This is a genomic window from Streptomyces sp. NPDC045967 (genome assembly GCF_056430495.1).
Genome location: NZ_JBWKLE010000006.1, coordinates 343,719 through 368,802, shown reverse-complemented (window position 1 = coordinate 368,802; position 25,084 = coordinate 343,719). Strand labels below are relative to the sequence as shown.

Genomic DNA, 25,084 nt, shown 5'->3' with positions numbered 1-25,084 from the left:
GCCGACGCGGTCGAAGCCCAATCCAGCCCCGCCGGCGTTTGAGGCGCGGGTCCGGGCGGAGCCCGGTGCCCGGCGGAGCCGGGTTCCGCCTCGGGTGGAGCCCGGCCCGCGCGCACCGACGCCCCGCCCGGGCCGGCGTCACGGCCGCGGCGCAGCCCAGAGGCTGCTCAGGCCGCGTGCTCCCGTGCCCGCGCCGCCGCCGGCCCGGCCTTGTACGCGAACGCCGCCGACATCAGCGTCATGTGGTGGTGCCAGCCCGGGAAGGACCGGCCTTCGAAGTCGAGGAGGCCGAACTCGCCGGCCAGCGCGTCCACCGCCGCGGCGGTCCGCGCCGACTGCCGGACGAGGAGCAGCAGGTCGTCCATCCGGTGGCGGCCCATGTTGGTGAGCCAGACCGGTCCGCCGCGCAAGCCCGGCCCCGGCCGCCGTTCGCCGAACAGGCGGTACGTCTGCTGCGCCCCCGGAACCCCGCTCTCCGCACCCGGCACCCGGACCAGCCCCGAGTGGATGCGCAGCCGCTGCGGACGCGCGTCGGGACCGCTGAGCCGCGTGGCGTACGGATGGCTGGTGTTCCCCAGGCGGGCGACGTCGCCCGCGGTGGTCCCGCGTGCCGGATCCCGCACCGCAGTCCGCGCCGGCATGCGCATCGGCGCCCGGGCCGGTGCCCGCCCCGACGGCGTTCGGGCGAGGGTGCCCGCCGTCAGCCGCGCCGGCATGGCCCCGTGGTCGGGACCGGCGGGGCCGACCACGAGCGTCGGCGGGACGCAGACCAGGAAGTCCTGGCCCCGGCGGCTCAGCGCGCCGATGAGCGCCGCGGCGCCGTCCAGGCGGCTGAAGTCGGCGATCAGGGGGGCGCGTACCGACGAAGTGCGGGCGGCGACCGCGTCGACGAGCCCGAGCACGAGGGCCTCGGGGCTCTGGTGCGCGACCTCCGGCGAGATGCGTGCCCGGCGGCGCAGGACGGGATCGGCCGACCAGTTCTCGGGGAGGACCAACCCCCAGTCGACGGGCACGCTCGTACCGCCGAAGGACAGGAAGAGGCCGTAGCCGTATTGGCAGTTGACGATGCGGCCGACGGCCGGGTCGAAGCGGCGGTGCACGCCGACCGAGTGCTCGCCGCGCTTGGGGAAGGCCACCTGGCCGATCGTCCAGGCATGGACGGAATGGCGTTCCTCCACCCAGCGGAGCAGTTCGGCGCGTGCGGGTTCCCAGGTCCACGGGCTCGCGTTGATGAACTGCTGCAACGACTGGGAGGCGGTCGGGGACTCGGTCACGGACGCGGCGAGCCGGCGTACCGACTTCTTGCCCGGGGTGGTGAGCAGTCCCTGCAGGTAGACCCGGGCCCAGCGGCGTTGGTCCGCTCTCGGTAAGTGGCCGAAGAGGCGCTCGGCGAACTCGTCCAGGGTGGTGTCCCCCGCGACCAGAGCTCTGGGCCTCGTATCTGCCGTCATCTGTCTCCCCCTTCGCTGCGGACGCCGGCGTGCGTCGTAGGTATCCTCAGAATACAGAACGTTCGTTTTTTTTCTAGCGTAGGTGTAGCGCACATCCCTCGACTTGGGCACGTTGGGGGGGGCGAGCGCCGTCGGGCGATCGGCGGCGGGCGGACGGCGGGTGTTTCTTCGTCAGGTCGGCGTTGTGTGCCGCCGGCCCCCGGGCGACGCTGGAGGTCGCCGTCCCGAGACAGGATGTACTGGTGAGTCAGGAACGACCCGGATGGCAGTGATGGCGCAGTGGTAAAGCAAGAGCGCGGCGTGCGCACCCGTAACCACCTGATTTCGGTGGCCGCCGCAGAATTCGACCGCAACGGATATGACGGGACGTCATTATCCCGGCTGAGTCGCTCAGCGGGGATATCCATCGGAGCGCTCACCTTCCATTTCTCCGCCAAGGGGGAACTGGCTTCGGCAGTCGAGGATTCGGGACGGGCGGCCACCCGCCGCGTGGTCGAGGACGTCACGGCCCGTGGCGGTCCGGCGCTGGACACCGTCTCCGCGCTGGTCCTGGAGCTGGGCTGCCTGATCGAGGGCGACGCGGTCGTCCGGGCTGCGGCGCGGCTGACCCAGGAGCGCGTCGGCGCCGGCCCCGCCTGGTGCAGCTGCTGGTACCCCGAGGTGCGGGAGCTGCTCGAGCAGGCCGCCGAACAGGGCCAGCTGAGCCCGGAGGTCGGCCCGCGCCCCGCCGCCCTGCTGACGGCCCATCTGGTGGGAGGGGTCGTCGTGCGGGCCCGGCGCAGTCGCACGGGCGGCGGTGGCCGGGGTCTCGCCGTCGCCGAGCTCAAAGACCTGTGGCGGCTCGTCCGGCGGGGCATCGCGGCGTCGCCGGCCGGCCCGGAAATGCCCAAGTAGACGCGAAAGAACGGGAATTCGAGCCGAGAGCGGGCGTCGCCCCCTAGCGTCGGCGCCATGAATTCCACACCTCAGCGGATAACCAAGGCAGTCATCCCCGCCGCGGGACTCGGCACGCGATTCCTCCCGCTCACCAAGGCCACCCCGAAGGAAATGCTTCCGGTGGTCGACAAGCCGGCCATCCAGTACGTGGTGGAAGAGGCGGTCGCGGCGGGGATGTCCGACATCCTGATGGTCACCGGCCGCAACAAGCGGCCGCTCGAGGACCACTTCGACCGCAACTACGAGCTCGAGGAAGCCCTCCAGCGCCGTGGTGACCAGGACAAGCTCGACAGCGTCTGCGCCTCCACCGAGCTCGCGGACATCCACTACGTGCGCCAGCGCGATCCCAAAGGGCTGGGCCACGCCGTGCTGTGTGCCGCGCCGCACGTCGGCCGGGAGCCCTTCGCCGTCCTGCTGGCCGACGACCTGATCGACCCCAGGGACCCGCTGCTGTCCCGCATGGCGGAGGTGCGCGCCCGGCACGGCGGCAGCGTCGTCGCCCTCATGGAAGTGCACCCGGACGCCATCCACCAGTACGGCTGCGCGGCGGTCGACGGCCCGTCGGGCACCGGCGGCGTGCGCATCACCGACCTGGTCGAGAAGCCGGAGCCCGGCACCGCGCCCAGCAACCTCGCGATCATCGGCCGCTACCTCCTCGATCCCGAGATCTTCGAGGTCCTGCGCGGGACGGCCCCCGGCCGCGGCGGCGAGATCCAGCTGACGGATGCGCTGCGCGCCCTGGTCCGGGCGGGTCGGCCGGTGCACGGAGTCGTCTTCTCGGGGCGGCGTTATGACACCGGTGACCGGGCCGAGTACCTGCGCGCAACCGTCCGGCTCGCCTGCGAGCGCGAGGACCTGGGGCCCGGGTTCCTCGCCTGGCTGCGGGAGTTCGTCCGCGCGGAGGAACCGGCCGGGGTGTGAGCCGGGGGGCCGGTGGGCGACCGGGGATCCTCCGCGGTCGCCCACTCAGCGACACCGCTACTTTGCCAAGTTGCCCAGATCGCCGCTGAGTTGGCGCCGCCACTGGGTTACCGAACGGTAGTTACGTAATTTTTATCCCGGGCCCGGCGACGGGCCGGCAGCGAAGCACCGAACGCGCGAAGGGAGGTGAACACCATGGGCAAGCCGAACACGACCGACGTGACCGACGCGTCCGCCGCCCCCGACGGCGTCGTCGAGGTACCGGTCGGCGCACTGCTCGCCGCGGACTCCCCGCGGGCCGTCCGTGAGGACGAGCGCCACGCGCAGGGCCTCGCCCACTCCGGCCGGCCGCTGCCGCCGCTGCTCGTGCACCGCGACACCATGCGCGTCATCGACGGCACGCACCGGCTGCGAGCCGCCGTACTGCGCGGGCAGGACACGGTGGCGGTCACGTACTTCGACGGCAGCGTCGAGGACGCGTTCGTCCTCTCGGTCGAGGCCAACATCAGTCACGGGCTCCCGCTCACGCACGCCGAGCGGACCGCCGCGGCGCTGCGGATCCTGCGGTCCCACCCCGACTGGTCCGACCGCGGCATCGCGCAGCGCACCGGACTGGCGGCCAAGACGGTCGGAGCGCTGCGCCGCCGCGCGGGACCCGCACCCGAGCCGCCGGGCCGCGTCGGCCAGGACGGCCGCGTACGCCCGGCCGATCCCGTACGCGGCAGGGAGGCGGCGGCCCGGCTGCTCGCCGGGCGGCCCACGGCCTCCCTGCGGCAGATCGCACGGGAAGCGGGCATCGCGCCCTCGACCGTGCGCGATGTCCGGCGCAGGATCGGTGAGGGCGCGGATCCCGTGCCCGCCGTCCAGCGGCGCTCCGGCCAGGGTCCGCCCCCGGCCGAGGTGCCCGCCCGGGGCCGGGGGCAGCCCCTGCCCGCGCTGGTCACCAGCCTCTGCAAGGACCCGCTGCTGCGGCTGAGCGAAGCGGGCCGGCTCCTGCTGCGCATGCTCGACCTCCAGGTGAGCGGGCTGCGCCAGTGGGAGCGGATCATCGCCGCTGTACCCCCGTACCGCGCCGAGACGGCGGCAGCCGCGGCCGCCCAGTGCGCGCGGGACTGGCAGGAACTGTCCGAAGAACTACGGCGCCGCGCCTCGGCGCAGACCCCTGCCTGAGCCGGCTTCCCCGGCAAGAACCGGCCTTCGCGACGAAGGCCTCCGTTGTGATCGAAAGGACGTATGGCGATGTCGGTTGTCGAGGGAGCGCGTGTCGACGCGGGTGCAGGGGAGGGAGGAGGATCCGGCGGGCCGGTCCGTTTGGACGGACGCCTCAAGCTGGTGCTTGTGGTGCTGCTGGTGGCGCAGTTCATGCTGGCGGTTGATTTCTCGATTTTGAATGTGGCGTTGCCGGTGATCGGTGACGGGCTTGGGTTCTCGTTGTCGAATCTGCAGTGGATCGCGACGTCGTTCGCGTTGTGCGCGGCGGGTTTCACCCTGTTGTTCGGTCGGGTGGCGGATCTGTTCGGGCGGCGTCGGCTGTTCCTGGTGGGTTTGGCGGTGCTGGGTCTGTCGTCGTTGGTGGGTGGTTTGGCGACGAGTCCTGAGATGTTGATCGTGGCGCGGGTGTTCCAGGGGCTTGCGACGGCTGCGGTGACGCCGGCGGGTCTGTCGCTGCTGACGACGTCGTTTCCCGAGGGGCCGTTGCGTCAGAAGGCGTTGGGTCTCAACGGTGCGCTGATGTCGGCCGGTTTCACCACGGGTGCGATTTTGGGTGGGGTGCTGACGGATCTGCTGTCGTGGCGGTGGGCGTTCTTCATCAATGTTCCGGTGGCGCTCGCGGTGCTGGTCATCGCGCCGGCGGTGATCAAGGAGTCGCGTCCGGCGGTGCGGCCGAAGCTGGATCTGCCGGGTGCGACGGCGGTGACGCTGGGTCTGCTGGCGTTGATCTATGGGTTGACGCAGGCGGGTGAGCACGGTTGGGGTTCGGGTTCGGCTCTGGGTTGGCTGGCCGCCGGTGTGGTGCTGCTGGTGGTGTTCTATGCGATCGAGTCGAAGACGGCGGCGCCGTTGGTTCCGGTGTCGGTGTTGAAGAAGAAGACCGTGGCGTGGGGCAACATCGCCGGTCTGATCGCGTTTTTGACGGAGACCAGTCTGGTGTTCCTGATGACGCTGTATCTGCAGGAAGTGCTGGACTTCTCGCCGTTGGCGGCGGGTCTGTCGTTCGGTGTGCTGGGTATCGGCACGGTGATCGGTGGTTCGATCGCGCCGCGGGTGATCGGTGCGACGAGTACCCGCACGACGTTGATCGTGGGTGGTGTGCTGCAGGCGGTCGCGACGTTGAGTCTGGTCGCTTTGGGTGAGACCTCGGGGAGTATGTGGCTTCTGCTGGTCGCGACGTTCGCCGGTGGTGTGGGCAACATGCTGGTGATCGTCGGGTTCATGGTGACGGCGACGACGGGTCTGCCGGACGCCGAGCAGGGTATGGCGACGGGTCTGGCGACGATGACGCAGCAGATCGGTATCACGATGGGCACGCCGATCATGTCCGCGGTCGTGGCGGCCAACGCCGACATCCATGACGGGATCACGACCGCGGTCATCGTCAACACCGCGATCGTCGTGGTCGGAACCCTCACCACCGCCCTCTTCCTCCGCAACCGGGCCGCCAAGGACCTCACGCCCGCCGCCTGAGTCCGCGGTCGAAGCATCCCCTCGCGAGGTGGCCCGGCACCGACCGTGCCGGGCCGCCTCCCCAAGGTCTCCTCTTCCCAAGGAACGTGATGGACCTCCGTATCGAAGACCGCGTGTACCTCGTCACCGGGGCGTCCTCCGGGATCGGCGCGGCAACCACCCGCCTGCTGGCCGCCGAAGGCGCCACCGTCGTCGGCGTCGCCCGCAAGCCCTGGAACACCGACGCCCTCGGCGACCGGGTCAGCACCGTCGCCGCAGACCTCACCGAACCCGACGCGGCCCGGCAGGTCGCCGACGCGGTGATCGAGCGCCACGGCCGGCTCGACGGCCTCGTCAACAACGTGGGCGCGCTCCAGTCGCGCACCGGCTTCCTCGACGTGACCGACGCGCAGTGGCACGGCACCTTCGAGGTCAACTTCCACTCGGCGGTCCGCATGACCCGTGCCGCCCTGCCCGCCCTCCTGGAGAACGGCGGCGCACTCGTGCACATCGCGAGCGAGGCCGCCCGCTTCCCCGACCCGGGCATCGTCGACTACGCCGCCACCAAGACCGCGCTGCTGTCCCTCTCCAAGTCCCTCGCCGCCGAGTTCGGCGTCCGCGGGGTGCGGTCCAACGTGGTGTCGCCCGGACCCACCCGGACGGCGCTGTTCGACGCCCCCGGCGGTTTCGCCGAGCAGCTCGGCGAGCGGTTCGGCCTGGCGCCCGACGAGGCCGTCGACCACTTCATCCGCGAGGAACGCCGGCTGCCGAGCGGCCGCATCGGCATCCCCGACGACGTCGCCGGTGTCGTCGCCTACCTGCTCTCGCCCCTCGCGGGCCAGGTGACCGGCGCCGAGTGGAGCGTCGACGGCGGCGCCCTGCGGCAGATCTGACCGGGGTCCCGATGAGACCTTCCCTCCTCGCCCTCGCCATCGGCGCCTTCGGCATAGGCACCACCGAGTTCGTCATCGTCGGTCTGCTCCCGGACGTCGCGGACGACCTGTCGGTCTCCATCCCCTCCGCCGGCATGCTGGTCACCGGGTACGCCCTCGGCGTGGTCGTCGGCGCTCCGCTGATGACCGCCGCCGGCGCCCGGCTGCCGCGCAAGACCATGCTGGTCGTGCTCATGACCGTCTTCATCGCGGGCAACCTGCTCTGCGCCCTCGCCGGGGACTACACCGCCCTCATGGGCGGCCGGCTGGTCGCCGCCCTCACACACGGAGCCTTCTTCGGGATCGGGTCCGTGGTCGCCGCCGACCTGGTGGCACCCGACCGGCGGGCCAGCGCCATCGCCCTGATGTTCACCGGCCTCACCCTGGCCAACGTGCTCGGGGTACCGGCCGGCACGTTCCTGGGCCAGCAGTTCGGCTGGCGGTCGACCTTCTGGGCCGTCACCGGCATCGGGATCGTCGGACTGATCGGCCTGATCACCCTCGTACCACCGCAGCCGCGGCCCGAGAGCGGGGCGCTGCGCGCCGAACTCGCCGTCTTCCGCAAGCCCCAGGTGTGGCTGGCCCTGACCACCACGGTCCTCGGCTTCGGCGGCGTCTTCGCCTCCTTCACCTATCTCGCGCCGATGATGACGGAACGGGCCGGCTTCTCCGACGGCGCCGTCGCCTGGCTGCTCGTCCTCTTCGGGGTCGGGCTGTGCGTGGGCAACGTGCTCGGCGGCCGGGCCGCCGACCGGTCCCTGATGCCCAGCCTGTACCTCATCCTGGGCGGCCTCTGCGTGGTCCTGGTGGTCTTCACCTTCACCTCGCGGTCCGCCGTACCGGCCGCGATCACCCTGGCCGCCTTCGGGGCCATCGGTTTCGCGACGGTGCCTCCGCTCCAGGCGCGCGTGATGCAGCAGGCCGCCGGCGCCCCGGCCCTCGCCTCCGCCGCGAACATCGCGGCCTTCAACCTGGGAAACGCCCTCGGCGCCTGGCTCGGCGGCCTCGCCGTCGCCCACGGCCTGGGCTGGACCTCGCCGACCTGGATCGGCGCAGGACTCGCCGCCGCGGGCCTCGGCACCGCGGCGCTGTCCGGACTGCTCGACCACCGTGCCGGCCGTCCGCTCCCGCCGCCCGGCAGCACGCTGCCCGAGACCACCCTCCCGGGGACCGCGCTCCCCGCTCCAGCACTCCCCGCTGAACCACTCATCGAACAGAAGTCGAGGTAGACCCATGAACGGTGTCGATCGCCGGACCATGCTCACCCGCGGCGCGGCCGTCGTCGGAGGCGCGGCGGTGGCCGGCGCACTGGCCGGTCCCGCGGCGGCCGCCGCGTCCCCCGCCCCTTCCGGCGGAGCCGCCGCGGGAGCAGGGGCAGCCGCCGGAGCGGGATCGGTCGTCAAGCCGGGTGATCCGCGCTACGAGATGCTGACCACCGGCAACAACCAGCGCTTCGTCGCCCGCCCGGACTACATCAAGATGGTCCGCTCGACCCAGGACGCCGAACGGGCCCTCAGAGACGCCGTCCGCGCCGGCAAGCGGGTCTCGGTGCGCAGCGGCGGCCACTGCTTCGCCGATTTCGCCGCGCACCCCGAGACCGAGGTCATCATCGACTTCTCGGAGATGACGCACGTGGGGTACGACCCGGCGTTCCGGGCGTTCGTGGTCGAGGCGGGAGCCCGGCTGATCAACGTGTACGAGGCCCTGTACAAGGGCTGGGGCGTCACGATCCCCGGCGGGATCTGCTACAGCGTCGGCGCCGGCGGTCACATAGCGGGCGGCGGCTACGGTCTGCTCTCCCGGGCCCACGGCCTGGTCGTCGACCACCTCTACGCCGTGGAGGTGGTCGTGACGGACGGCAAGGGCGGGGTGCGCACGGTCGTCGCCACCCGGGAGGAGAACGACCCGAACCGGGATCTCTGGTGGGCGCACACCGGCGGGGGAGGGGGCAACTTCGGCCTGGTGACCCGCTACTGGTTCCGCTCCCCGGGCGCGAAGGGGTCCGTCCCCTCCGAGCAGCTGATCTCCCCGCCGTCTACGGTCCTGGTCAGCGCCGTCGACTTCCCCTGGGCGCAGCTGACGGAGGCGAGGTTCACCCGGCTGCTGAAGAACTTCGGAGCCTGGCACGCCGCGAACAGCGCGCCCGACTCCCCGTACCGCAACCTCTCCAGCCTGTTCAACGTCAGTTCCAAGGCACACGGCAGCCTGGGGATGTTCACCCAGGTCGACGCCACCGTGCCGAACGCCCGCGCACTGCTCGACGACTACCTGGCGGCCATCACGGCCGGTACGGGCGTCACCCCGCAGGCGCTCACCCGCGCGACGGGCGAGCTGCCGGCCATGCCGCAGCTCGCGGAACCCAGGACCCTGCCCTGGCTCCAGGCCACCCGCCTGGTCGGCACGAACAACCCGACCATCACCAACCCCACCTCGCGCGGCGCGCACAAGTCGGCCTACATGCGGAAGAACTTCAGCGACCACCAGATCCAGGCGCTCTACCGGCACATGAGCCGGCCCGACTTCACCAACCCGGACACCATGCTGGTGCTGTTCTCCTTCGGCGGGCAGGTCAACGCCGCCGCGCCCGACGCGACGGCCAACGCGCAGAGGTCCTCGATCTTCAAGATGTGCTTCCAGACCTTCTGGCAGGAGGAGGGCGAGGACGAGTTCTACCTCGGCTGGCTGCGCGGCCTCTACGAGGACTTCTTCTCCCCGACCGGGGGCGTCCCCCTGATCGACGACAGCACCGACGGCTGCTACATCAACTACCCCGACCGAGACATCACCGACCCCCGGCGCAACCGCTCCGGCGTGCCGTGGCAGACGCTCTACTACAAGGACAACTACCCCCGCCTCCAGCAGGTGAAGAGGCGCTACGACCCGTCCGACTTCTTCCGGCACTCGATGTCCGTCAAGCCCGCCCGCGGCTAGGGCGTGTCTTTCGGATCACGCCCGGCCCGCGGCTGATCCGGTCCTGACTCCGAGCTGTCCGACAGCCGTTCCGCCCGCCGCGCTCGCCCCGTTCGCGCTGCCCACAGCCCCGCACTCCGGTCTCCGGAGTGCGGGGCTTCTTGTCGTTCCCGTCCAACCGTTCGAGTGGCCGGGGGCGTTCGTTGACTGCCCGGCCGGCTCCGGGAAAGCTGTCCCTTGGCCGGAAGAGGGCGCTGGAAGGCCCCTCCGAGCGAGATCCGATCCCCTGGCCACCCCCCGAGAAGTGCCTGTCCGCGGACCCGTCATGCCGCGCCCTTCCCCCGTCATGTCCTGGCTCGAACCGCCCCCTCGTGAAGGAAGTAGAGGAAACCATGCGTTCCGTCGCCTTAGTCCTCGGCACCCGGCCCGAAGCCATCAAATTCGCGCCCGTCATCCGCGCCCTCCAGGACGACCCGCGCTTCGAGCCGGTCGTGATCTCCACCGGGCAGCACCGCCAGATGCTCGACGAGACCCTCGACGCCTTCGGCCTCACCGCCGACGTCGACCTGAAGGTGATGGCCCCCAAGCAGACCCTGTCCCAGGTCACCTACCGCTCGCTGCGCGGCCTGGAGGACTACTTCGCCTCGGCGCCCGCCGACGCGGTCCTGGTCCACGGGGACACCGCCACCACCCTCACGGGGGCCCTGGCCGGGTTCCACCAGCGGATCCCCGTCGTCCACGTCGAGGCCGGACTGCGCAGCGGCCGGCTCGGCTCGCCCTTCCCCGAGGAGGGCAACAGACGGCTCGTCGCGCAGATCGCCGCCCTGCACCTGGCCCCCACGCCGGGGAACCTGGCGAACCTGCTGCGCGAGGGCATCACCGCCGACACCGTCACCGTCACCGGCAACACCGTCATCGACGCGCTGCGCTGGGCCAGCGGCCGTGCTCCCAGCTACGGTGTCCCGGCCCTGGAAGACCTCGACCAGGACCCCCGCCGGGTCGTGCTGGCCTCCGCGCACCGCCGCGAGGCGTGGCCCCACCTGCCGCAGATCGGCCGGGCCCTGGCCCGCATCGCCGACGAGCCCGGCGTCCGCGTCGTCGTCCCGCTGCACCGCAACCCCGTGGTCCGCGAGGCGCTCCTGCCGCACATCGGCGGCCACCCCGGCATCACCGTCGTCGACCCGCTGCCCTACCTCAGCTTCTGCAAGCTCATGGGCCGCGCCGACGTCATCGTCTCCGACAGCAGCGGCAGCCAGGAGGAGGGGCCCGCGCTCGGCAAGCCCACCCTGGTCCTCGGCGACGTCACCGAACGCTCCGAGGCCATCGTCGCCGGCACCGCCTGCCTCGTGGGGACGCGCACCGAGGGCATCGTCGCCCACACCCTGCGACTGCTGCGCGACCAGGGCGCCTACGACCGGATGGCCAACGCCGCCAACCCGTACGGCGACGGCCTGGCCACCGTCCGCACCGTCGCCGCGATCGCCCACTTCTTCGGCCTGGGACCCGCCCCGGAGCCCTTCGTCCCGGAGACCCCCGTCGACGAGCTCAGCGTGGAGCTCGCGCGCACGGCCGACTTCGCCCGTACCTGACCGACACCGAGAGGAAGCCGCATGAGCGCCACCCCGTCCGCCACCGAACGCCCGCTGAACTTCAGCACCCCCCACCTGAGGGCCGACCTCGTGCGCGACGCCGTGGACTACACCGTCGAAGGCCGCACGATCGTGGTCAACCCCGGCACCACCCCCGTGACCGTCGCCGAGGTACCGCGCAAGAGCATCCCCCCGCTCTCCTCGACGGTGCTCGCCGACACCCGCATCGAGAAGGCCGACGCACTGCTCCTGCTGCGCCCCGCCGCCGAGGACGGCGACGTGTCCGCAGTCGCCGAGGCGCCGGGCTGGGCGCACCTGGCGGACCTGCTCGGCCCGGACGGGGGCTTCCCCCGCGAGACCCCGCTGTTCCGGAGCCCCCAGGACGAGATCAACACGGTGGTGTTCGACCCGGCCCACCTGCTGGGCGAACGGGAAAGCGCCGAGGTGGAGCGGGAGTTCACCGTCCGCGCCAACCTCTGGTTCGCACCGGCCGGCACCAACTGCTTCATCCACAACCAGCACGACTTCATCGAGGTCCACACCCAGGTGCACGGGCTGGGCCGGATGCAGCGGTTCCGCAACCACGACACGGACTCCCTCTACCAGGACGTCCTGATGAGCCCCGGCTACACCACCCCGGACCCGTTCTGCGCGACCGGCCCCCAGTGCACCTACCACTACCCCTGGCACCAGTACAGGGCAGACACCGACTGCATCTGGCTCGCCATCGAGTACCACCCCGTCCCCCGCGCCGTCCGCCTCGCACACTCCCAGGAGAACCACTGATGACCGCCACCGGCAAGAACACCGAGAACGTCCTGCGTGCCCCGAAGTTCACCGCCGAGGTCGTCGCCGACCAGCTCCGCGACGGCTACTGGCTGGAGGCCCCGGACATCGACGGCGACGGCAAGCCCGACCTGTTCGGCTACGGGCTGCGGCTGGGCGAGATCTACTGGTACGCCAACGACGGCGACTGGACCCGCCGCCTGATAGCCGACCGCATCAAGATGCCCGTGGGCGCCGACTTCGCCGACGTCAGCGGCAACGGCCACCCCGACGTCATCGTCTGCTACGACCTGTACGGCCCGATCGGCACGATCCACGACGCCAACACCGAGGGCGGCAAGATCGACTGGCTGGAGAACCCGGGCACCCCGGACAAGGACGAGTCCCGCTGGAAGCGGCACTACGTCGGACGCGCCACCGGCATGCACCGCCTGCGGGCCGGCCACTTCACCCGCACCGACCGCCTCCAGATCATCGGCCTGCCGATCGTCGCCAAGGAGGACGTGCACGCCGTCCTCCCGGTGGTGCTGTTCACGCAGCCCGACGACGTGCACAGCGCCGAGGAATGGCCGATGACCGTCATCGACGACAGCCACTTCCGCATGATCCACGGCGCCGAGAAGAAGCAGGGCCTCATCCCCGGCTCCGACCTCGAATCCCTGCTCCTCGCCTCCGACGAGGGCGTCACCTGGCTCCACTACGACGAGGCCCGCCAGGAGTGGATCCGGGAGCTGATCGGCACCGGCGAGCTCACGCAGTTCGAACAGACCGGCTTCCGCGGCAGCGGCGACCTCAACGCCGGCCGGCTCGGCGACGACCCGATGGCGTACGTCGCCGCCATCGAGCCCTTCCACGGCAACACCGTGGCCGTCTACACGAAGGACGCGCAGGGCCAGGGCTGGAACCGCGTCCTGCTGGACGTGTACGGCGACCCCAACGAGAACGGCGAGGGCCCCGGCCACCAGATCGTCTGCGCCGACTTCGACGGCGACGGGGACGAGGAGTTCCTGGTGGCGCTGCGCGGCCCGTGGCCGTGGCAGGGCGTCATGTACTACAAGGCGATCGACGCGGCCAACGGCGTCTGGGCGAAGTGGCGTGTCTCCGAGGAGTCCGTCGCCCGCATCGCCACCGCCGACTTCAACGGCGACGGCCGGCTGGACTTCGCGACCATCGCCTACTCCGTCCAGAACTACTACGTGGCCAAGGACGCCAAGCTCATGGTCTACCGCAACGAGATCGAGCAGTAGGCCCCCCGGCCCCCCGCGCTGCCCTGCACCGCCCCTGCTCTGCCCTGCGCCGTCCCGTCCCGCGACGCCCGCGCCGGCGCCCCGTGCCCCACGTCCGGGCCCCGCGTCCACGCCCGATGCCCGCGCCCCACCGTCCGTCCCGCGACGCCCCCGCGCGCCGCCGCCGGGACCGCGCTCCGCACGGCGGAGCCCGGTCCCGGCGGCCGTCCCCTGACGACCCTCTTCCGAAAGAGCGACCCTGTGGCCTCCTCGACGCTCCCCGAAGCCGCCCAGCGGGCGAAACTGCCCTCACTGACCGGCCTGCGGTTCTTCGCCGCCCTCCTCGTCTTCTTCTTCCACTCCTCCCTGACCGACTCCCCGATACCGCCGAACGCCCCGATCAACCCCTTCGCCGACGCCTCGATCGCCGACGGCTATGCGACGGCCTTCGGCAAGGCCGGCTACCTCGGGGTGTCGTTCTTCTTCGTGCTGTCCGGATTCGTCCTGGCGTGGGCCTCGAGACCCGGGGAGCGGGTCACCGCCTTCCTCCGACGCCGACTGCTGAAGATCTTCCCCAACCACGTCGTCGTCTTCGCCGCCGCGATGGTCCTGTTCGCCGGCGCCGCGGTGACCAGCGTGGCCGACTGGCTGCCGAACCTGCTGCTGATCCACACCTGGTTCCCGCAGGCGAGCATCAACCTGAGCGTGAACCCGCCCACCTGGTCCCTCGGCAGCGAACTGCTCTTCTACGTGCTCTTCCCGCTGCTGATCGTCCCGATCCGCAAGATCCGCGGCGCCGCCCTGTGGGTGTGGAGCGGTGTGATGGTGGCCGGCACGATCGCCGTCCAACTGGTCTCGACGTACCTGGTCCCCGACACGCCGAAGTCGGCCATCACCCCGGTCTCCGACCTGCAGTTCTGGTTCGGTTACCTGCTGCCCGTGGGCCGGCTCTTCGAGTTCGCCCTCGGCATCCTGCTCGCCCGCGTCGTCCTGGCCGGACTCTGGCCGCGCCGCGTCGGCTTCGGCGCAGCCCTGGCCCTGACCGTGCTCGGTTACGCCGCCGCCCTCGTCGCCCCGTTCCAGTACGGGTTCGTCGTCGCGACGATCGTTCCCGTCGCCGCGCTCATCGGGGCCACCGCCCACGCCGACGTCCAGGGCCGCACCACCTTCCTGCGCAGCCGGCCCATGGTCTGGCTGGGCGAGGTGTCCTTCGGGTTCTACCTGGTCCAGGGCGTCACGATCTTCTACCTGCGCTCGCTGCTGGGCGAGCAGACCTACGGCGTCCCCGTCGCCCTGCTCGTGATCGCCGGATTCTTCTGCGCCTCGCTGCTGGGCGGCTGGCTCCTGTTCCGCTTCGTGGAGATGCCGATGATGCGCCGCTTCGGCCGCGCCAAGCCCCGTACGCTCCCGGTCCCGGCCGCGCTTCCGGACCCGGACGCCGTCGCGGTCGCCGCACCGCACGAGGTCGCGGCCCCGGTTCCCGCCACGACCGGTGGCCGCGCGGGCTGACCCCCTCCACGCCCCTACCGCTCCACCGTCCCGCCCGCGCCCCCGCCCGCGTCCGCATCCGCCGACGCGGGCTTCGGGCCGTCGTGGCCCGTGCCGCCGGAGCCCGCGGTGAGGCTGGACAGCATGCGCAGCGCCGCGTCGGAGGGCGAGGACTCGGGGGCGCTGTAGAGCAGCATGCGGTGGTTGGTGCCGTCGGTGAGGCGCAGGCTCTCGAAGTCGAGGGTCAGCGGGCCCACGACCGGGTGGTGCAGCGTCTTCGTACCGACGGTGCAGTCCCGCACCGGGTGCTTGGACCACAGCGTCGCGAAGTCGGGGCTCTGCAGCATCAGGGACCCGATGAGCTCGGCCAGTGCGCGGTCCTCGGGGTTGCGTCCGGCGACCAGGCGCAGCGCGGCCAGCGCGACGCGGGCCTCGCTCTTCCAGTCCGTGTACAACTCCCGGGTGTGCGGGTCGAGGAACAGCATCCGCGTCAGGTTGGGGCGTACGGCCGGGTCGTCGGGGCTCGCGAAGTCGAGGTGCCCGGCGAGGAGGGCGTGCCCCAGCCCGTTCCAGGCGAGCACGTTGTTGCGGCCGTCCAGGACCACGGCGGGGACCTGCGGCATGGCACCGATCAGCCGGCGCGTGGCGTCCCGGGCGTACTCGGGGCGCGGTGACGCGGCCCGCTTGGCTCGCGGCGGCCGGGCCAGGTCGAGCAGGTGGGCGTGCTCGTCGGGGGTCAGCCGCAGGGCGCGCGCCAGGGCGTCGAGCACGCTGTCCGAGGCGTTCGTGCTCTGTCCCTGCTCCAGGTGCGTGTAGTAGGTGATGCTCACCCCGGCCAGCAGGGCGAGCTCCTCGCGCCGCAGTCCGGGTACGCGCCGGCGGGTGCCGTGCGAGGGCAGTCCGACGTCCTCGGGCTGGAGCTGGGCCCGGCGGGTGCGGAGGAATTCGCCCAGGGCGGTGGGAGTGTCCATGCCGTCCAGTGTGCCGGGGCGGGCCGCCGGACGCTGCCCGTGAAGGTGGCCCTGGCAGTGCCAGCTTGCCCGGGGCCAGCACCACCAGGGGGCTGGGTAACCCCGCCCGACCGGTCCAGAGTCGATCCCGCAACACCGTGTTGCGGTGATCGAGAGGAAGTGTCGCGATGTCGGTTGTCGAAGGTGCGCGTGCCGATGCGGGTACGGGGGTGGGGGAGGGGCCGGTCCGTTTGGACGGACGCCTCAAGCTGGTGCTTGTGGTGCTGCTGGTGGCGCAGTTCATGCTGGCGGTTGATTTCTCGATTTTGAATGTGGCGTTGCCGGTGATCGGTGACGGGCTTGGGTTCTCGTTGTCGAATCTGCAGTGGATCGCGACGTCGTTCGCGTTGTGCGCGGCGGGTTTCACCCTGTTGTTCGGTCGGGTGGCGGATCTGTTCGGGCGGCGTCGGCTGTTCCTGGTGGGTTTGGCGGTGCTGGGTCTGTCGTCGTTGGTGGGTGGTTTGGCGACGAGTCCTGAGATGTTGATCGTGGCGCGGGTGTTCCAGGGGCTTGCGACGGCTGCGGTGACGCCGGCGGGTCTGTCGCTGCTGACGACGTCGTTTCCCGAGGGGCCGTTGCGTCAGAAGGCGTTGGGTCTCAACGGTGCGCTGATGTCGGCCGGTTTCACCACGGGTGCGATTTTGGGTGGGGTGCTGACGGATCTGCTGTCGTGGCGGTGGGCGTTCTTCATCAATGTTCCGGTGGCGCTCGCGGTGCTGGTCATCGCGCCGGCGGTGATCAAGGAGTCGCGTCCGGCGGTGCGGCCGAAGCTGGATCTGCCGGGTGCGACGGCGGTGACGCTGGGTCTGCTGGCGTTGATCTATGGGTTGACGCAGGCGGGTGAGCACGGTTGGGGTTCGGGTTCGGCTCTGGGTTGGCTGGCCGCCGGTGTGGTGCTGCTGGTGGTGTTCTATGCGATCGAGTCGAAGACGGCGGCGCCGTTGGTTCCGGTGTCGGTGTTGAAGAAGAAGACCGTGGCGTGGGGCAACATCGCCGGTCTGATCGCGTTTTTGACGGAGACCAGTCTGGTGTTCCTGATGACGCTGTATCTGCAGGAAGTGCTGGACTTCTCGCCGTTGGCGGCGGGTCTGTCGTTCGGTGTGCTGGGTATCGGCACGGTGATCGGTGGTTCGATCGCGCCGCGGGTGATCGGTGCGACGAGTACCCGCACGACGTTGATCGTGGGTGGTGTGCTGCAGGCGGTCGCGACGTTGAGTCTGGTCGCTTTGGGTGAGACCTCGGGGAGTATGTGGCTTCTGCTGGTCGCGACGTTCGCCGGTGGTGTGGGCAACATGCTGGTGATCGTCGGGTTCATGGTGACGGCGACGACGGGTCTGCCGGACGCCGAGCAGGGTATGGCGACGGGTCTGGCGACGATGACGCAGCAGATCGGTATCACGATGGGCACGCCGATCATGTCCGCGGTCGTGGCGGCCAACGCCGACATCCATGACGGGATCACGACCGCGGTCATCGTCAACACCGCGATCGTCGTGGTGGGGACCCTCACCACCGCCCTCTTCCTCCGCACCACGCGGCAGCCCGGCAACTAAGGCAACTCCGCCTTGTGACAGCCCTGCCGCGGCGGCGAACGTTGCCCCAGGCACGGAGGGAAGGAACCCCGATGGCAACACCCACCCACTCGGCCGCCGGAACGAACCGTGCCGCGGTCCACTGGGAGCAGGTCCCGATCCCGTCCCCGTCCGGCCCGGTCCCCGCCAGGGTGTACCGGCCCGGGGCGGCGGCACCGTACGGCTGGCTGGTGTGGGCGCACGGCGGGAGCTGGCGCGCCGGCTCCGCCCAGGACTGGCACGGCGCGACCGCCGACCTGGCCCGGACCTCCGGCTTCGCCGTCGTGAGCGTCGACTACCGGCTGGCCCCCGAGGTGCGCCACCCCGCCATGGTCGAGGACGTCATGGCCGCGCTCGACTGGGCCCGGGAGCGGAGCGGCGGGGACGTTCCCGTCGCCGTCGGTGGCGACAGCGCGGGAGCCACCCTGGCCGCCTGCGCCGCACTCGCCAGCCGCGACCGCGGGCTTCCCCTGGCGGCCCAGGTGCTCGCCTACCCGCCGCTGGACCCCGGCTGCGCCTCGGCCTCCTACCACCGCTTCCCCGACATGTTCCCCACCGCCTCCTACCTGGTCTCGGCCTGGCGGTCCTACCAGGCGACCGGCCGGCCCCGTGCGGCCGACGGTACCCGCCTCCACAGCACCCCCTTCGAGGCCTCCAGCCTGCGCGGTGTCGCCCAGGCCGTCCTCGCCACCGGTGACCTCGATCCCGTCGCGGACGACGTCCACCGCTACGCCCGCCTGCTGCGTGCGGCGGGGGTGCGGGTCACCCTGCGCGAGTTCGGCCAGACCGGCCACGGAGCATTCCTGCAACCGACCCCGCGCCCGGCCGGGCCCGGGGCGCACCACCCCGTCACCCTGCGCGGCTGGCTCGGCCCGGCCGTGCGCCTGCTCACCACCGAACGCCCAGACGAACCCACGGAGTCGGCATGACCACCACCCCCGCCCGTTCCACGGCCCAGGTCCCCCACCTGGACGGCCTGCTGCGGCACTTCGCCGATCTGCGCGACGGCGTCCACGGCGGCGCCCGCACCCGGCCGGCCAAGGAGGAGCACTTCCGGGCCGCCGCACGGCTCCTGGACCCGTACGCCCGCCAGGCCCTGAGCGAACTGAACGACGAACTCCTCCTGGGCAAGGGCGTGGTGGACGCCACCGGGGTGCAGCGAGCCGAGGACGGGAGCCTGTTCCACGCCTGGACCCTGTGGTGGGACGAGCAGTCGGCCGCCGACATCCCGCCGGTCACGCTGTACGCGCACTACGGGGCCTCCTTCCACCACCCCCACCTGCGCGGGGCCACCGTCTCCGAATGGCCGCTGAACGTCTTCGACGACGACCAGGCCGCCGCCGAGCTGCCGACGCTGCGTGCCATCGCCGCCGCCGACCTGCACAACCTGGTCTTCCAACGGGACTTCAGGATCGTCCCCGCGACCATGGCCGGTGCCTCCGGCGTCCCGGCCCACCAGCACTGAAAGGCACGGCACCATGACCAACCTCCGACTGTCCGTCCTGGACCAGACCCCGGTCGGCGAGGACCACACGCCGGACCAGGCGGTGCGTGCCTCCGTCGACCTCGCCCGCACCGCGGAAGACCTCGGCTACACCCGCTACTGGGTCGCCGAGCACCACGGTTCCCCGGGCTTCGGGGGCAGTGCGCCGGAGATCCTCGCCGGGGCCGTTCTCGCCCACACCTCGCGGATGCGCGTGGGTACGGGCGGCGTGCTGCTGCCCCGCTACCAGCCGGCGAAGGTGGCCGAGGTCTTCGGCGTCCTCGCCTCCCTCCACCCGGGACGCGTCGACCTCGGGATCGGCCGGGCCGGCGGGCCCGCGCACGACTTCCCCCAGCGGCTGGCGGACCTGCGCGGGCTGCTCACGGAAGGCGGCGTCGTCCCGCAGCCGCCGGTCCCCCCGCAGATGTGGCTGCTGGGCGCGGGACGCGAATCGGCCCGGCTGGCCGGACGCCTGGGCACCGCGTTCGCGTTCGGGCACTTCTTCTCCCCGGCCGGCGGCCCGGCCGCGTTCGCCGACTACCGGGACGCGTTCGCGGCGGCCACCGGCCGGCGCGGGGGCGGCGCGCTCGCGGTGCGGGTGGTGACCGCGGACGACGCCGGCCGCGCCGAGGAACTGGCCCAGAGCCTGCTGCTGTGGCGGGCCCGCAAGGACCTCGGCCACGACTGCCCCCTGCCCTCGCTGGTGACCACCCGGCGCCACCGCTGGACGGGCGCGGAACTGGAGCGGGCCAAGGTGCACCGCACCGCCCTGGTCTCCGGTGCGCCCGAGCAGGTGCACAAGGAGCTGACGGCCCTGGCCGCGGCCCACGGGGTGGAGGAGCTGATCGTCAACACCCTGACGGCCGATCCGGCCGACCGGCAGCGCTCGTACGAACTGCTGGCCGAGGCGTTCGACCTCCCCCGCTTGATGGGCCAGACGGGGGACGGGTTAGCATATGAGCGCCGCCTAGCTCGAAAGATAAACCTGTGACTGTCAATGACGACTCGTTCACCAACTGGAAGAACCGCGAGGAGATCGCGGAGTCGATGATCCCGATCATCGGGAAGCTGCACCGGGAGCGGGACGTCACCGTCCTGCTGCACAGCCGCTCCCTGGTGAACAAATCGGTGGTGAGCATCCTCAAGACGCACCGCTTCGCCCGGCAGATCGCCGGCGAGGAGCTGTCCGTCACCGAGACGATGCCGTTCCTCCAGGCTCTCGCAGCCCTCGACCTCGGTCCCTCGCAGATCGACATCGGCATGCTGGCCGCGACGTACAAGACCGACGACCGCGGGCTGTCGGTCGCCGAGTTCACCGCCGAGGCGGTCGTCGGAGCCACGGGTGAGAACAAGATCGAGCGCGGCGCGGGCCGCGACGTCGTCCTCTACGGCTTCGGCCGCATCGGCCGCCTCGTCGCCCGCCTGCTGATCGAGAAGGCCGGCTCCGGCAACGGCCTGCGGCTGCGCGCCATCGTCGTCCGCCAGGGCGGCGACCAGGACATCGTGAAGCGCGCCTCGCTGCTGCGCCGCGACTCCATCCACGGCCAGTTCCAGGGCACGATCACCGTGGACGAGGCGACCAGCACGATCATCGCCAACGGCAACGCGATCCGGGTGATCTACGCCAACGACCCGTCCGAGGTCGACTACACGGCGTACGGCATCCAGGACGCCATCCTCATCGACAACACGGGCAAGTGGCGCGACCGCGAGGGCCTCTCCAAGCACCTGCGCCCCGGCATCGACAAGGTCGTTCTGACGGCCCCCGGCAAGGGTGACGTCCCGAACATCGTGCACGGCGTCAACCACGACACGATCAAGCCGGACGAGCAGATCCTGTCCTGCGCCTCCTGCACCACGAACGCGATCGTCCCGCCGCTGAAGGCCATGGACGACGAGTACGGCGTGCTGCGCGGCCACGTGGAGACCGTCCACTCGTTCACCAACGACCAGAACCTGCTGGACAACTACCACAAGGCCGACCGCCGCGGCCGTTCCGCGCCGCTCAACATGGTCATCACCGAGACGGGTGCCGCCTCGGCCGTCGCCAAGGCGCTGCCCGACCTCAAGGCGCCGATCACCGGCAGCTCGATCCGCGTCCCCGTCCCGGACGTCTCGATCGCCATCCTGAGCCTGCGCCTGGGCCGTGAGACCACCCGCGAAGAGGTCCTGGACTACCTCCGCGACGTCTCGCTGCACTCGCCGCTCAAGCGCCAGATCGACTTCACCACCGCGCCCGACGCCGTGTCGATGGACTTCGTCGGCTCGCGACACGCCTCGATCGTCGACGCCGGCGCCACCAAGGTCGACGGCGACAACGCCATCCTCTACCTCTGGTACGACAACGAGTTCGGCTACTCCTGCCAGGTCATCCGGGTCGTCCAGCACGTCTCCGGGGTTGAGTACCCGACCTTCCCGGTCCCCGCGGCCTGATCCCGCCGCTCGCTGCACGCACCGCACCCCCGCCCGGGACCTCCGGGCGGGGGTGCTGTCGTCGGCGGCGGTGGCGACCCTCCCGCTACTTCGGGTCGCGGTCGAACAGCGAGGTGGACCAGAAGTAGCCGAGCGCGGCCAGCCCCAGGCACCAGGCGACGGCCAGCCACCCGTTGTGGCCGATCTCGGTGCCGAGCAGCAGTCCCCGCAGGGTCTCGATGGCCGGGGTGAAGGGCTGGTACTCCGCGACCGGCTGGAACCAGCCCGGCATCGCGTCGACCGGCACGAAGGCGCTGGAGATCAGCGGCAGCACCATCAGCGGCACGGCGTTGTTGCTCGCCGCCTCGGCGTTCGGGCTGGACAGGCCCATGCCGACCGCGATCCAGGTGAGGGCCAGGGACACCAGCGCCAGCAGCCCCACCGCCAGGAGCCACTCCAAGGCGGTGGCGTCCACGGAGCGGAACCCGATGGCCACCGCGACCGCCCCCACCAGGAGCACGCTCATCACGCACTGGATCACGCTGCCGACGACGTGCCCGACGAGCACGGATCCGCGGTGGATCGCCATCGTGCGGAAGCGGGCGATGATGCCCTCGGTCATGTCGTTGGAGACGGACACCGCGCTGCCGATCGTGGTGCCGCCGATCGTCAGCATCAGGATGCCGGGGACCAGGTAGGCGATGTACACCGACCGGTCCGCGTCGCCGCCCGCGATGCCCGCGCTCATCACGTCGCCGAAGACGTAGACGAAGAGCAGCAGCAGCATGACCGGCGTGAGCAGCAGGTTCAGCGTCAGGGACGGATAGCGCCGGGCGTGCAGCAGGTTCCGCCGCAGCATCGTGGAGGAGTCGCGCACGGCGAGGGAGAGGGAGCTCATCGGGCATCTTCCTTGGGCTGGTCGGTCCGGTTCGCCGTCGGGGAGCCGGTCAGGGCGAAGAACACGTCGTCGAGGTCGGGGGTGTGCACGGTCAGCTCGTCCGCCTCGACTCCCGCCGAGTCGAGCCGGTCGAGGACCGAGCGCAGGTCGCACTGGCTGCCGTCGCTGGGGATCTGCAACGCCAGCGCCACGTCGTCCCGGGTGGCGCCGTGCAGTGCGCAGGCGGCGGACCGGTAGGGCGCAGGGTCGGAGAAGCGCAGGCGGACGTGGCCTCCGGGGACGAGCCGCTTCAGTTCCTCGGCGGTGCCCTCGGCGGCGATCCTGCCGTCGTGCAGCACCGCGATCCGGTCGGCGAGCTGGTCGGCCTCCTCCAGGTACTGGGTGGTGAGGAGGACGGTGACGCCGTCGGACACGAGCCCGCGGATGATCTGCCACATGGTGTGGCGGCTGCGCGGGTCGAGGCCGGTGGTCGGCTCGTCGAGGAAGATGATCCGCGGGTTCCCGACCAGGGTCATCGCGATGTCGAGGCGGCGCTTCATGCCGCCGGAGTAGCTCTGGGCGGGTTTCCCGGCGGCCTCGACGAGGTCGAACCGCTCCAGCAGCTCGGCGGCGACCCGCCGCCCTTCGCGCTTGGACAGGTGGTGCAGGTCCGCCATCAGGAGCATGTTCTCCTCGCCGGTGATCAGGCCGTCGACGGCGGAGAACTGGCCGGTGACGCCGATCGCCGCGCGCACCCCGTCCGGGGAGGCGGCCGCGTCGTGGCCCGCGACCACGGCCTTCCCGCCGTCGGCGCCGATCAGAGTGGACAGGATCTTCACCGCCGTGGTCTTCCCGGCGCCGTTCGGCCCGAGCAGCGCGAACACCGTCCCGGCCGGGATGTGCAGGTCGATGCCGTCGAGGACGGTCTTGTCGCCGTACGACTTGCGCAGACCGACGGCGGAGACGGCCGCGGGGGACGGTTCACCGGGGGCGCGCCTTGATGTGGGCATGACAGAAGAAGGCATGGAGCCCTCCCATTCGAAGGGTGAGGTGGTGGGGGAGCGGACGAGCCGGGGCCGGCTCGGCCGGGGAACTCAGACCTTGGTGCGGCGGACGTCGATGTTGCCGTGCTTGGTACGGGCGCGGATCGTCACGGTGTCCTCGGACTTCTCCGGGCTCTCGGAGGCGGCGAGGGCGTTGCGCACCTGTCCGGAGGCCGCGCTGACGTCGAGCCAGGCGGCCGTACCCGCGCGGACGCCGATGTCGATGGCGCCGTAGCTCGTCTCCAACTGGACGGTGCCGCGCGCCACTTCCCCGACGCGCAGGGTGCCGTGGGCGGTGGTGGCGGTGACCGAGTCCTCGGCGCGCCGGATCTGGATGTCACCGTTGGCGTTGCTCACCCGCAGCTCACCGGTCGCGACGCCGATGGTGGTGGTGCCGTGCGAGTTCTTCAACACGGCGGGGCCGTCCACCAGGCCGACGCTCAGGCTGCCGGTGCTGGTGGTGATCTCGGCCGCGCCCTCGACCCGGTCCACCGTGATCGAGCCGTGGGACGCGGTCAGGTTCAGCGGGCCGGTGGTGTCGAAGCGGACGTCGCCGGAGGAGGTCTTCACACGGACCTCGCCCAGTCGGCCCTCGCCGAGCACCTGGGCCCATGCGCCGGTCATGTCGACACGCGAACCCGTGGGCAGTTCGACCGTCACGTCCACGGTGCCGGTGCGGCCGATGAGGTAGCGCGTCTTGGGGGTCCTGATCGTCAGCACGCCGTTCGCGAACGTGACCTCGGTCTGCTCGGCCGCCCGTGCGTCCAGGTCCTTCTTCGGTTCGCGGGGCCGTACCTCCACAACGGTGTCGAGGCGGTCGCCCGCGGTGAACTGGAGCGAACCGGCTTCCACGTGCGCGGTCACCGAGATCGGTTCGGGAGTGTCGAAAGAAGGCATGGCTGTCCCGTCCTCTTGGGTCTTCGGGGCGTCCCCGCTGGTGGGACGTGAGGGGTGGAGTGGTGCGGGAGTCGGCGGTCGGTGCGGACCGGGGGAGTGGCGGTTACGGCACTAGCGCACCCAGCCGGTGAAGCTCTGGCCGACCGTGGACTTCTCCGTCGTACGCGGCCGGGAGCCGCCCTCGACCGCCGCGGACACCGCCCGCACGAGCCAGGCGTTGACCGACAGGCCCTCACGGCCGGCGGCCTCCTCGGCGCGCGCCTTGAGGTGGGCGGGCAGCCGCAGGTTGACACGGGCGGTGCCACCCTCGTCGCCGTCGGCGGGGGCCGGGGCCGCCAGGGGTTCGGCGGGCGCGCCCGGCTCCGCGGCGGCGCCGCCGGCGGGCGGCGGGGTCACCACGAAGTCGGGGTCGAGCCCCCGCAGCCGGACGTCGACCGAACCGGGGGCGAGATCGCGGGTGATCTCGTCCATCGCGGCGGAGAGCACGTTGAGCAGGGTCAGCCGGGTCGCCGACTCCAGAGGGGCGGTGAGCCGCTCCGCCAGCTCGCGGGCTTCGTCACCGCCGGCTTCGGCGGCCACCGCGAGTTCGCGGCGGAGGGTGTCGATATACGGCGTGAGGTCCATGACGCCATCATGGCACCATTGTGGTGCCATGTGCAAGCGGGTAGCGCCCTGCTTCTTGCTCCTCTACCGAACAGGCCCCTCTGGCCTGCGGCAATGTTCCATCGTTCGAGGAGGCGGGGTGGCGGCACCTGGCTCGCGTGCCTCCCTGGTGGCGCCAGTTGGTGCCAAATGGCGCCAGGTAGTGCCAGGTGGTGTCAGGTGATGCCACAGTGGCCTGCCCCCCACATGGCGGTGGGCCGCGCGGAGGCGGCCCACCAGGAGTTC

Annotated in this window: 22 protein-coding genes; 16 read left to right on the top strand and 6 right to left on the bottom strand. The window is 71.4% G+C overall.

All coding sequences use genetic code 11. The features are described from left to right. Positions 1-167 precede the first annotated feature (167 nt). Positions 168-1,451, bottom strand: a complete 1,284-nt coding sequence (locus tag AC07FY_RS16320; RefSeq protein WP_479006315.1) for an IS701 family transposase — start codon at positions 1,449-1,451, stop codon at positions 168-170. Between the two features lie 300 nt (positions 1,452-1,751). Between AC07FY_RS16320 and AC07FY_RS16315 the strand changes: the two genes are divergently transcribed. From AC07FY_RS16315 to AC07FY_RS16265, 11 genes are all read left to right on the top strand, one after another. Then, the gene (locus AC07FY_RS16315; protein ID WP_479006312.1) at positions 1,752-2,345 is read left to right on the top strand and encodes a TetR family transcriptional regulator; all 594 of its coding nucleotides are present in this window, start codon (positions 1,752-1,754) and stop codon (positions 2,343-2,345) included. 57 nt (positions 2,346-2,402) lie between these two features. After that, the gene (galU, locus tag AC07FY_RS16310; protein WP_479006309.1) at positions 2,403-3,308 is read left to right on the top strand and encodes a UTP--glucose-1-phosphate uridylyltransferase GalU; all 906 of its coding nucleotides are present in this window, start codon (positions 2,403-2,405) and stop codon (positions 3,306-3,308) included. Between the two features lie 195 nt (positions 3,309-3,503). Then, a complete protein-coding gene (locus AC07FY_RS16305; protein WP_479006306.1) occupies positions 3,504-4,478 on the top strand; it encodes a ParB/RepB/Spo0J family partition protein in 975 nt (324 codons plus the stop codon). Between the two features lie 69 nt (positions 4,479-4,547). Beyond that, on the top strand, positions 4,548-5,993 hold the full coding sequence (locus AC07FY_RS16300; protein ID WP_479006303.1) for an MFS transporter: 1,446 nt from the start codon (positions 4,548-4,550) through the stop codon (positions 5,991-5,993). Between the two features lie 89 nt (positions 5,994-6,082). Beyond that, the gene (locus AC07FY_RS16295) at positions 6,083-6,865 is read left to right on the top strand and encodes an SDR family NAD(P)-dependent oxidoreductase (protein ID WP_479006300.1); all 783 of its coding nucleotides are present in this window, start codon (positions 6,083-6,085) and stop codon (positions 6,863-6,865) included. 11 nt (positions 6,866-6,876) lie between these two features. After that, positions 6,877-8,133: an MFS transporter gene (locus tag AC07FY_RS16290; protein ID WP_479006297.1), complete on the top strand. Its 1,257-nt coding sequence runs from the start codon at positions 6,877-6,879 to the stop codon at positions 8,131-8,133. 4 nt (positions 8,134-8,137) lie between these two features. Further along, a complete protein-coding gene (locus AC07FY_RS16285) occupies positions 8,138-9,835 on the top strand; it encodes an FAD-binding oxidoreductase (protein WP_479006294.1) in 1,698 nt (565 codons plus the stop codon). A gap of 371 nt (positions 9,836-10,206) precedes the next feature. After that, positions 10,207-11,403 (top strand): non-hydrolyzing UDP-N-acetylglucosamine 2-epimerase, encoded by a 1,197-nt coding sequence (wecB, locus tag AC07FY_RS16280; RefSeq protein ID WP_479006291.1) that lies wholly within the window; start codon positions 10,207-10,209, stop codon positions 11,401-11,403. Between the two features lie 21 nt (positions 11,404-11,424). Next, complete coding sequence (locus AC07FY_RS16275; RefSeq protein WP_479006288.1) at positions 11,425-12,189, top strand: hypothetical protein; 765 nt, start codon at positions 11,425-11,427, stop codon at positions 12,187-12,189. Further along, entirely contained in the window at positions 12,189-13,436 is a 1,248-nt protein-coding gene (locus tag AC07FY_RS16270) for an FG-GAP repeat domain-containing protein (protein WP_479006287.1), read from the top strand. The genes AC07FY_RS16275 and AC07FY_RS16270 overlap by 1 nt, the downstream gene beginning before the upstream one ends. A gap of 240 nt (positions 13,437-13,676) precedes the next feature. Continuing rightward, positions 13,677-14,924 (top strand): acyltransferase family protein, encoded by a 1,248-nt coding sequence (locus tag AC07FY_RS16265; protein ID WP_479006284.1) that lies wholly within the window; start codon positions 13,677-13,679, stop codon positions 14,922-14,924. 14 nt (positions 14,925-14,938) lie between these two features. On the opposite strand, the gene AC07FY_RS16260 is transcribed toward AC07FY_RS16265, so the two are convergent. Continuing rightward, a complete protein-coding gene (locus AC07FY_RS16260; RefSeq protein WP_479006281.1) occupies positions 14,939-15,874 on the bottom strand; it encodes a helix-turn-helix domain-containing protein in 936 nt (311 codons plus the stop codon). Between the two features lie 167 nt (positions 15,875-16,041). On the opposite strand from AC07FY_RS16260, the gene AC07FY_RS16255 reads away from it, so the two are divergent. The 5 genes from AC07FY_RS16255 (at position 16,042) to AC07FY_RS16235 (ending at position 21,400) form a co-directional block, all read left to right on the top strand. Beyond that, a complete protein-coding gene (locus tag AC07FY_RS16255; protein WP_479006278.1) occupies positions 16,042-17,466 on the top strand; it encodes an MFS transporter in 1,425 nt (474 codons plus the stop codon). 71 nt (positions 17,467-17,537) lie between these two features. Further along, positions 17,538-18,413: an alpha/beta hydrolase gene (locus tag AC07FY_RS16250; protein ID WP_479006275.1), complete on the top strand. Its 876-nt coding sequence runs from the start codon at positions 17,538-17,540 to the stop codon at positions 18,411-18,413. Then, on the top strand, positions 18,410-18,949 hold the full coding sequence (locus AC07FY_RS16245) for a hypothetical protein (RefSeq protein ID WP_479006272.1): 540 nt from the start codon (positions 18,410-18,412) through the stop codon (positions 18,947-18,949). The genes AC07FY_RS16250 and AC07FY_RS16245 overlap by 4 nt, the downstream gene beginning before the upstream one ends. Positions 18,950-18,962: 13 nt before the next feature. Beyond that, on the top strand, positions 18,963-19,958 hold the full coding sequence (locus tag AC07FY_RS16240; protein ID WP_479006269.1) for an MsnO8 family LLM class oxidoreductase: 996 nt from the start codon (positions 18,963-18,965) through the stop codon (positions 19,956-19,958). After that, positions 19,955-21,400 carry a glyceraldehyde-3-phosphate dehydrogenase gene (locus AC07FY_RS16235; RefSeq protein WP_479006266.1) on the top strand — a complete coding sequence of 482 codons (1,446 nt, stop codon included), beginning with the start codon at positions 19,955-19,957 and terminating at the stop codon, positions 21,398-21,400. The genes AC07FY_RS16240 and AC07FY_RS16235 overlap by 4 nt, the downstream gene beginning before the upstream one ends. Before the next feature lie 85 nt (positions 21,401-21,485). Here AC07FY_RS16235 and AC07FY_RS16230 read toward each other — a convergent pair whose 3' ends face one another. The 4 genes from AC07FY_RS16230 to AC07FY_RS16215 form a co-directional block, all read right to left on the bottom strand. Beyond that, entirely contained in the window at positions 21,486-22,277 is a 792-nt protein-coding gene (locus tag AC07FY_RS16230; protein WP_479006264.1) for an ABC transporter permease, read from the bottom strand. Continuing rightward, positions 22,274-23,266: an ATP-binding cassette domain-containing protein gene (locus AC07FY_RS16225; RefSeq protein ID WP_479006372.1), complete on the bottom strand. Its 993-nt coding sequence runs from the start codon at positions 23,264-23,266 to the stop codon at positions 22,274-22,276. The genes AC07FY_RS16230 and AC07FY_RS16225 overlap by 4 nt, the downstream gene beginning before the upstream one ends. Positions 23,267-23,350: 84 nt before the next feature. Beyond that, entirely contained in the window at positions 23,351-24,196 is an 846-nt protein-coding gene (locus tag AC07FY_RS16220; RefSeq protein ID WP_479006261.1) for a DUF4097 family beta strand repeat-containing protein, read from the bottom strand. Between the two features lie 111 nt (positions 24,197-24,307). Further along, positions 24,308-24,820 carry a hypothetical protein gene (locus AC07FY_RS16215; RefSeq protein WP_479006258.1) on the bottom strand — a complete coding sequence of 171 codons (513 nt, stop codon included), beginning with the start codon at positions 24,818-24,820 and terminating at the stop codon, positions 24,308-24,310. Positions 24,821-25,084: the final 264 nt, after the last annotated feature.

Excerpts from the sequence above, each read along its gene's own strand:
- AC07FY_RS16320 (WP_479006315.1), bottom strand. The coding sequence starts at position 1,451 with ATGACGGCAGATACGAGGCCCAGAGCTCTGGTCGCGGGGGACACCACC.
- galU (WP_479006309.1), top strand. The coding sequence starts at position 2,403 with ATGAATTCCACACCTCAGCGGATAACCAAGGCAGTCATCCCCGCCGCG.
- AC07FY_RS16305 (WP_479006306.1), top strand. The coding sequence starts at position 3,504 with ATGGGCAAGCCGAACACGACCGACGTGACCGACGCGTCCGCCGCCCCC.
- AC07FY_RS16300 (WP_479006303.1), top strand. The coding sequence starts at position 4,548 with ATGTCGGTTGTCGAGGGAGCGCGTGTCGACGCGGGTGCAGGGGAGGGA.
- AC07FY_RS16295 (WP_479006300.1), top strand. The coding sequence starts at position 6,083 with ATGGACCTCCGTATCGAAGACCGCGTGTACCTCGTCACCGGGGCGTCC.
- AC07FY_RS16290 (WP_479006297.1), top strand. The coding sequence starts at position 6,877 with ATGAGACCTTCCCTCCTCGCCCTCGCCATCGGCGCCTTCGGCATAGGC.
- AC07FY_RS16285 (WP_479006294.1), top strand. The coding sequence starts at position 8,138 with ATGAACGGTGTCGATCGCCGGACCATGCTCACCCGCGGCGCGGCCGTC.
- wecB (WP_479006291.1), top strand. The coding sequence starts at position 10,207 with ATGCGTTCCGTCGCCTTAGTCCTCGGCACCCGGCCCGAAGCCATCAAA.
- AC07FY_RS16275 (WP_479006288.1), top strand. The coding sequence starts at position 11,425 with ATGAGCGCCACCCCGTCCGCCACCGAACGCCCGCTGAACTTCAGCACC.
- AC07FY_RS16270 (WP_479006287.1), top strand. The coding sequence starts at position 12,189 with ATGACCGCCACCGGCAAGAACACCGAGAACGTCCTGCGTGCCCCGAAG.
- AC07FY_RS16260 (WP_479006281.1), bottom strand. The coding sequence starts at position 15,874 with ATGGACACTCCCACCGCCCTGGGCGAATTCCTCCGCACCCGCCGGGCC.
- AC07FY_RS16255 (WP_479006278.1), top strand. The coding sequence starts at position 16,042 with ATGTCGGTTGTCGAAGGTGCGCGTGCCGATGCGGGTACGGGGGTGGGG.
- AC07FY_RS16250 (WP_479006275.1), top strand. The coding sequence starts at position 17,538 with ATGGCAACACCCACCCACTCGGCCGCCGGAACGAACCGTGCCGCGGTC.
- AC07FY_RS16245 (WP_479006272.1), top strand. The coding sequence starts at position 18,410 with ATGACCACCACCCCCGCCCGTTCCACGGCCCAGGTCCCCCACCTGGAC.
- AC07FY_RS16240 (WP_479006269.1), top strand. The coding sequence starts at position 18,963 with ATGACCAACCTCCGACTGTCCGTCCTGGACCAGACCCCGGTCGGCGAG.
- AC07FY_RS16230 (WP_479006264.1), bottom strand. The coding sequence starts at position 22,277 with ATGAGCTCCCTCTCCCTCGCCGTGCGCGACTCCTCCACGATGCTGCGG.
- AC07FY_RS16225 (WP_479006372.1), bottom strand. The coding sequence starts at position 23,266 with ATGCCCACATCAAGGCGCGCCCCCGGTGAACCGTCCCCCGCGGCCGTC.
- AC07FY_RS16220 (WP_479006261.1), bottom strand. The coding sequence starts at position 24,196 with ATGCCTTCTTTCGACACTCCCGAACCGATCTCGGTGACCGCGCACGTG.
- AC07FY_RS16215 (WP_479006258.1), bottom strand. The coding sequence starts at position 24,820 with ATGGACCTCACGCCGTATATCGACACCCTCCGCCGCGAACTCGCGGTG.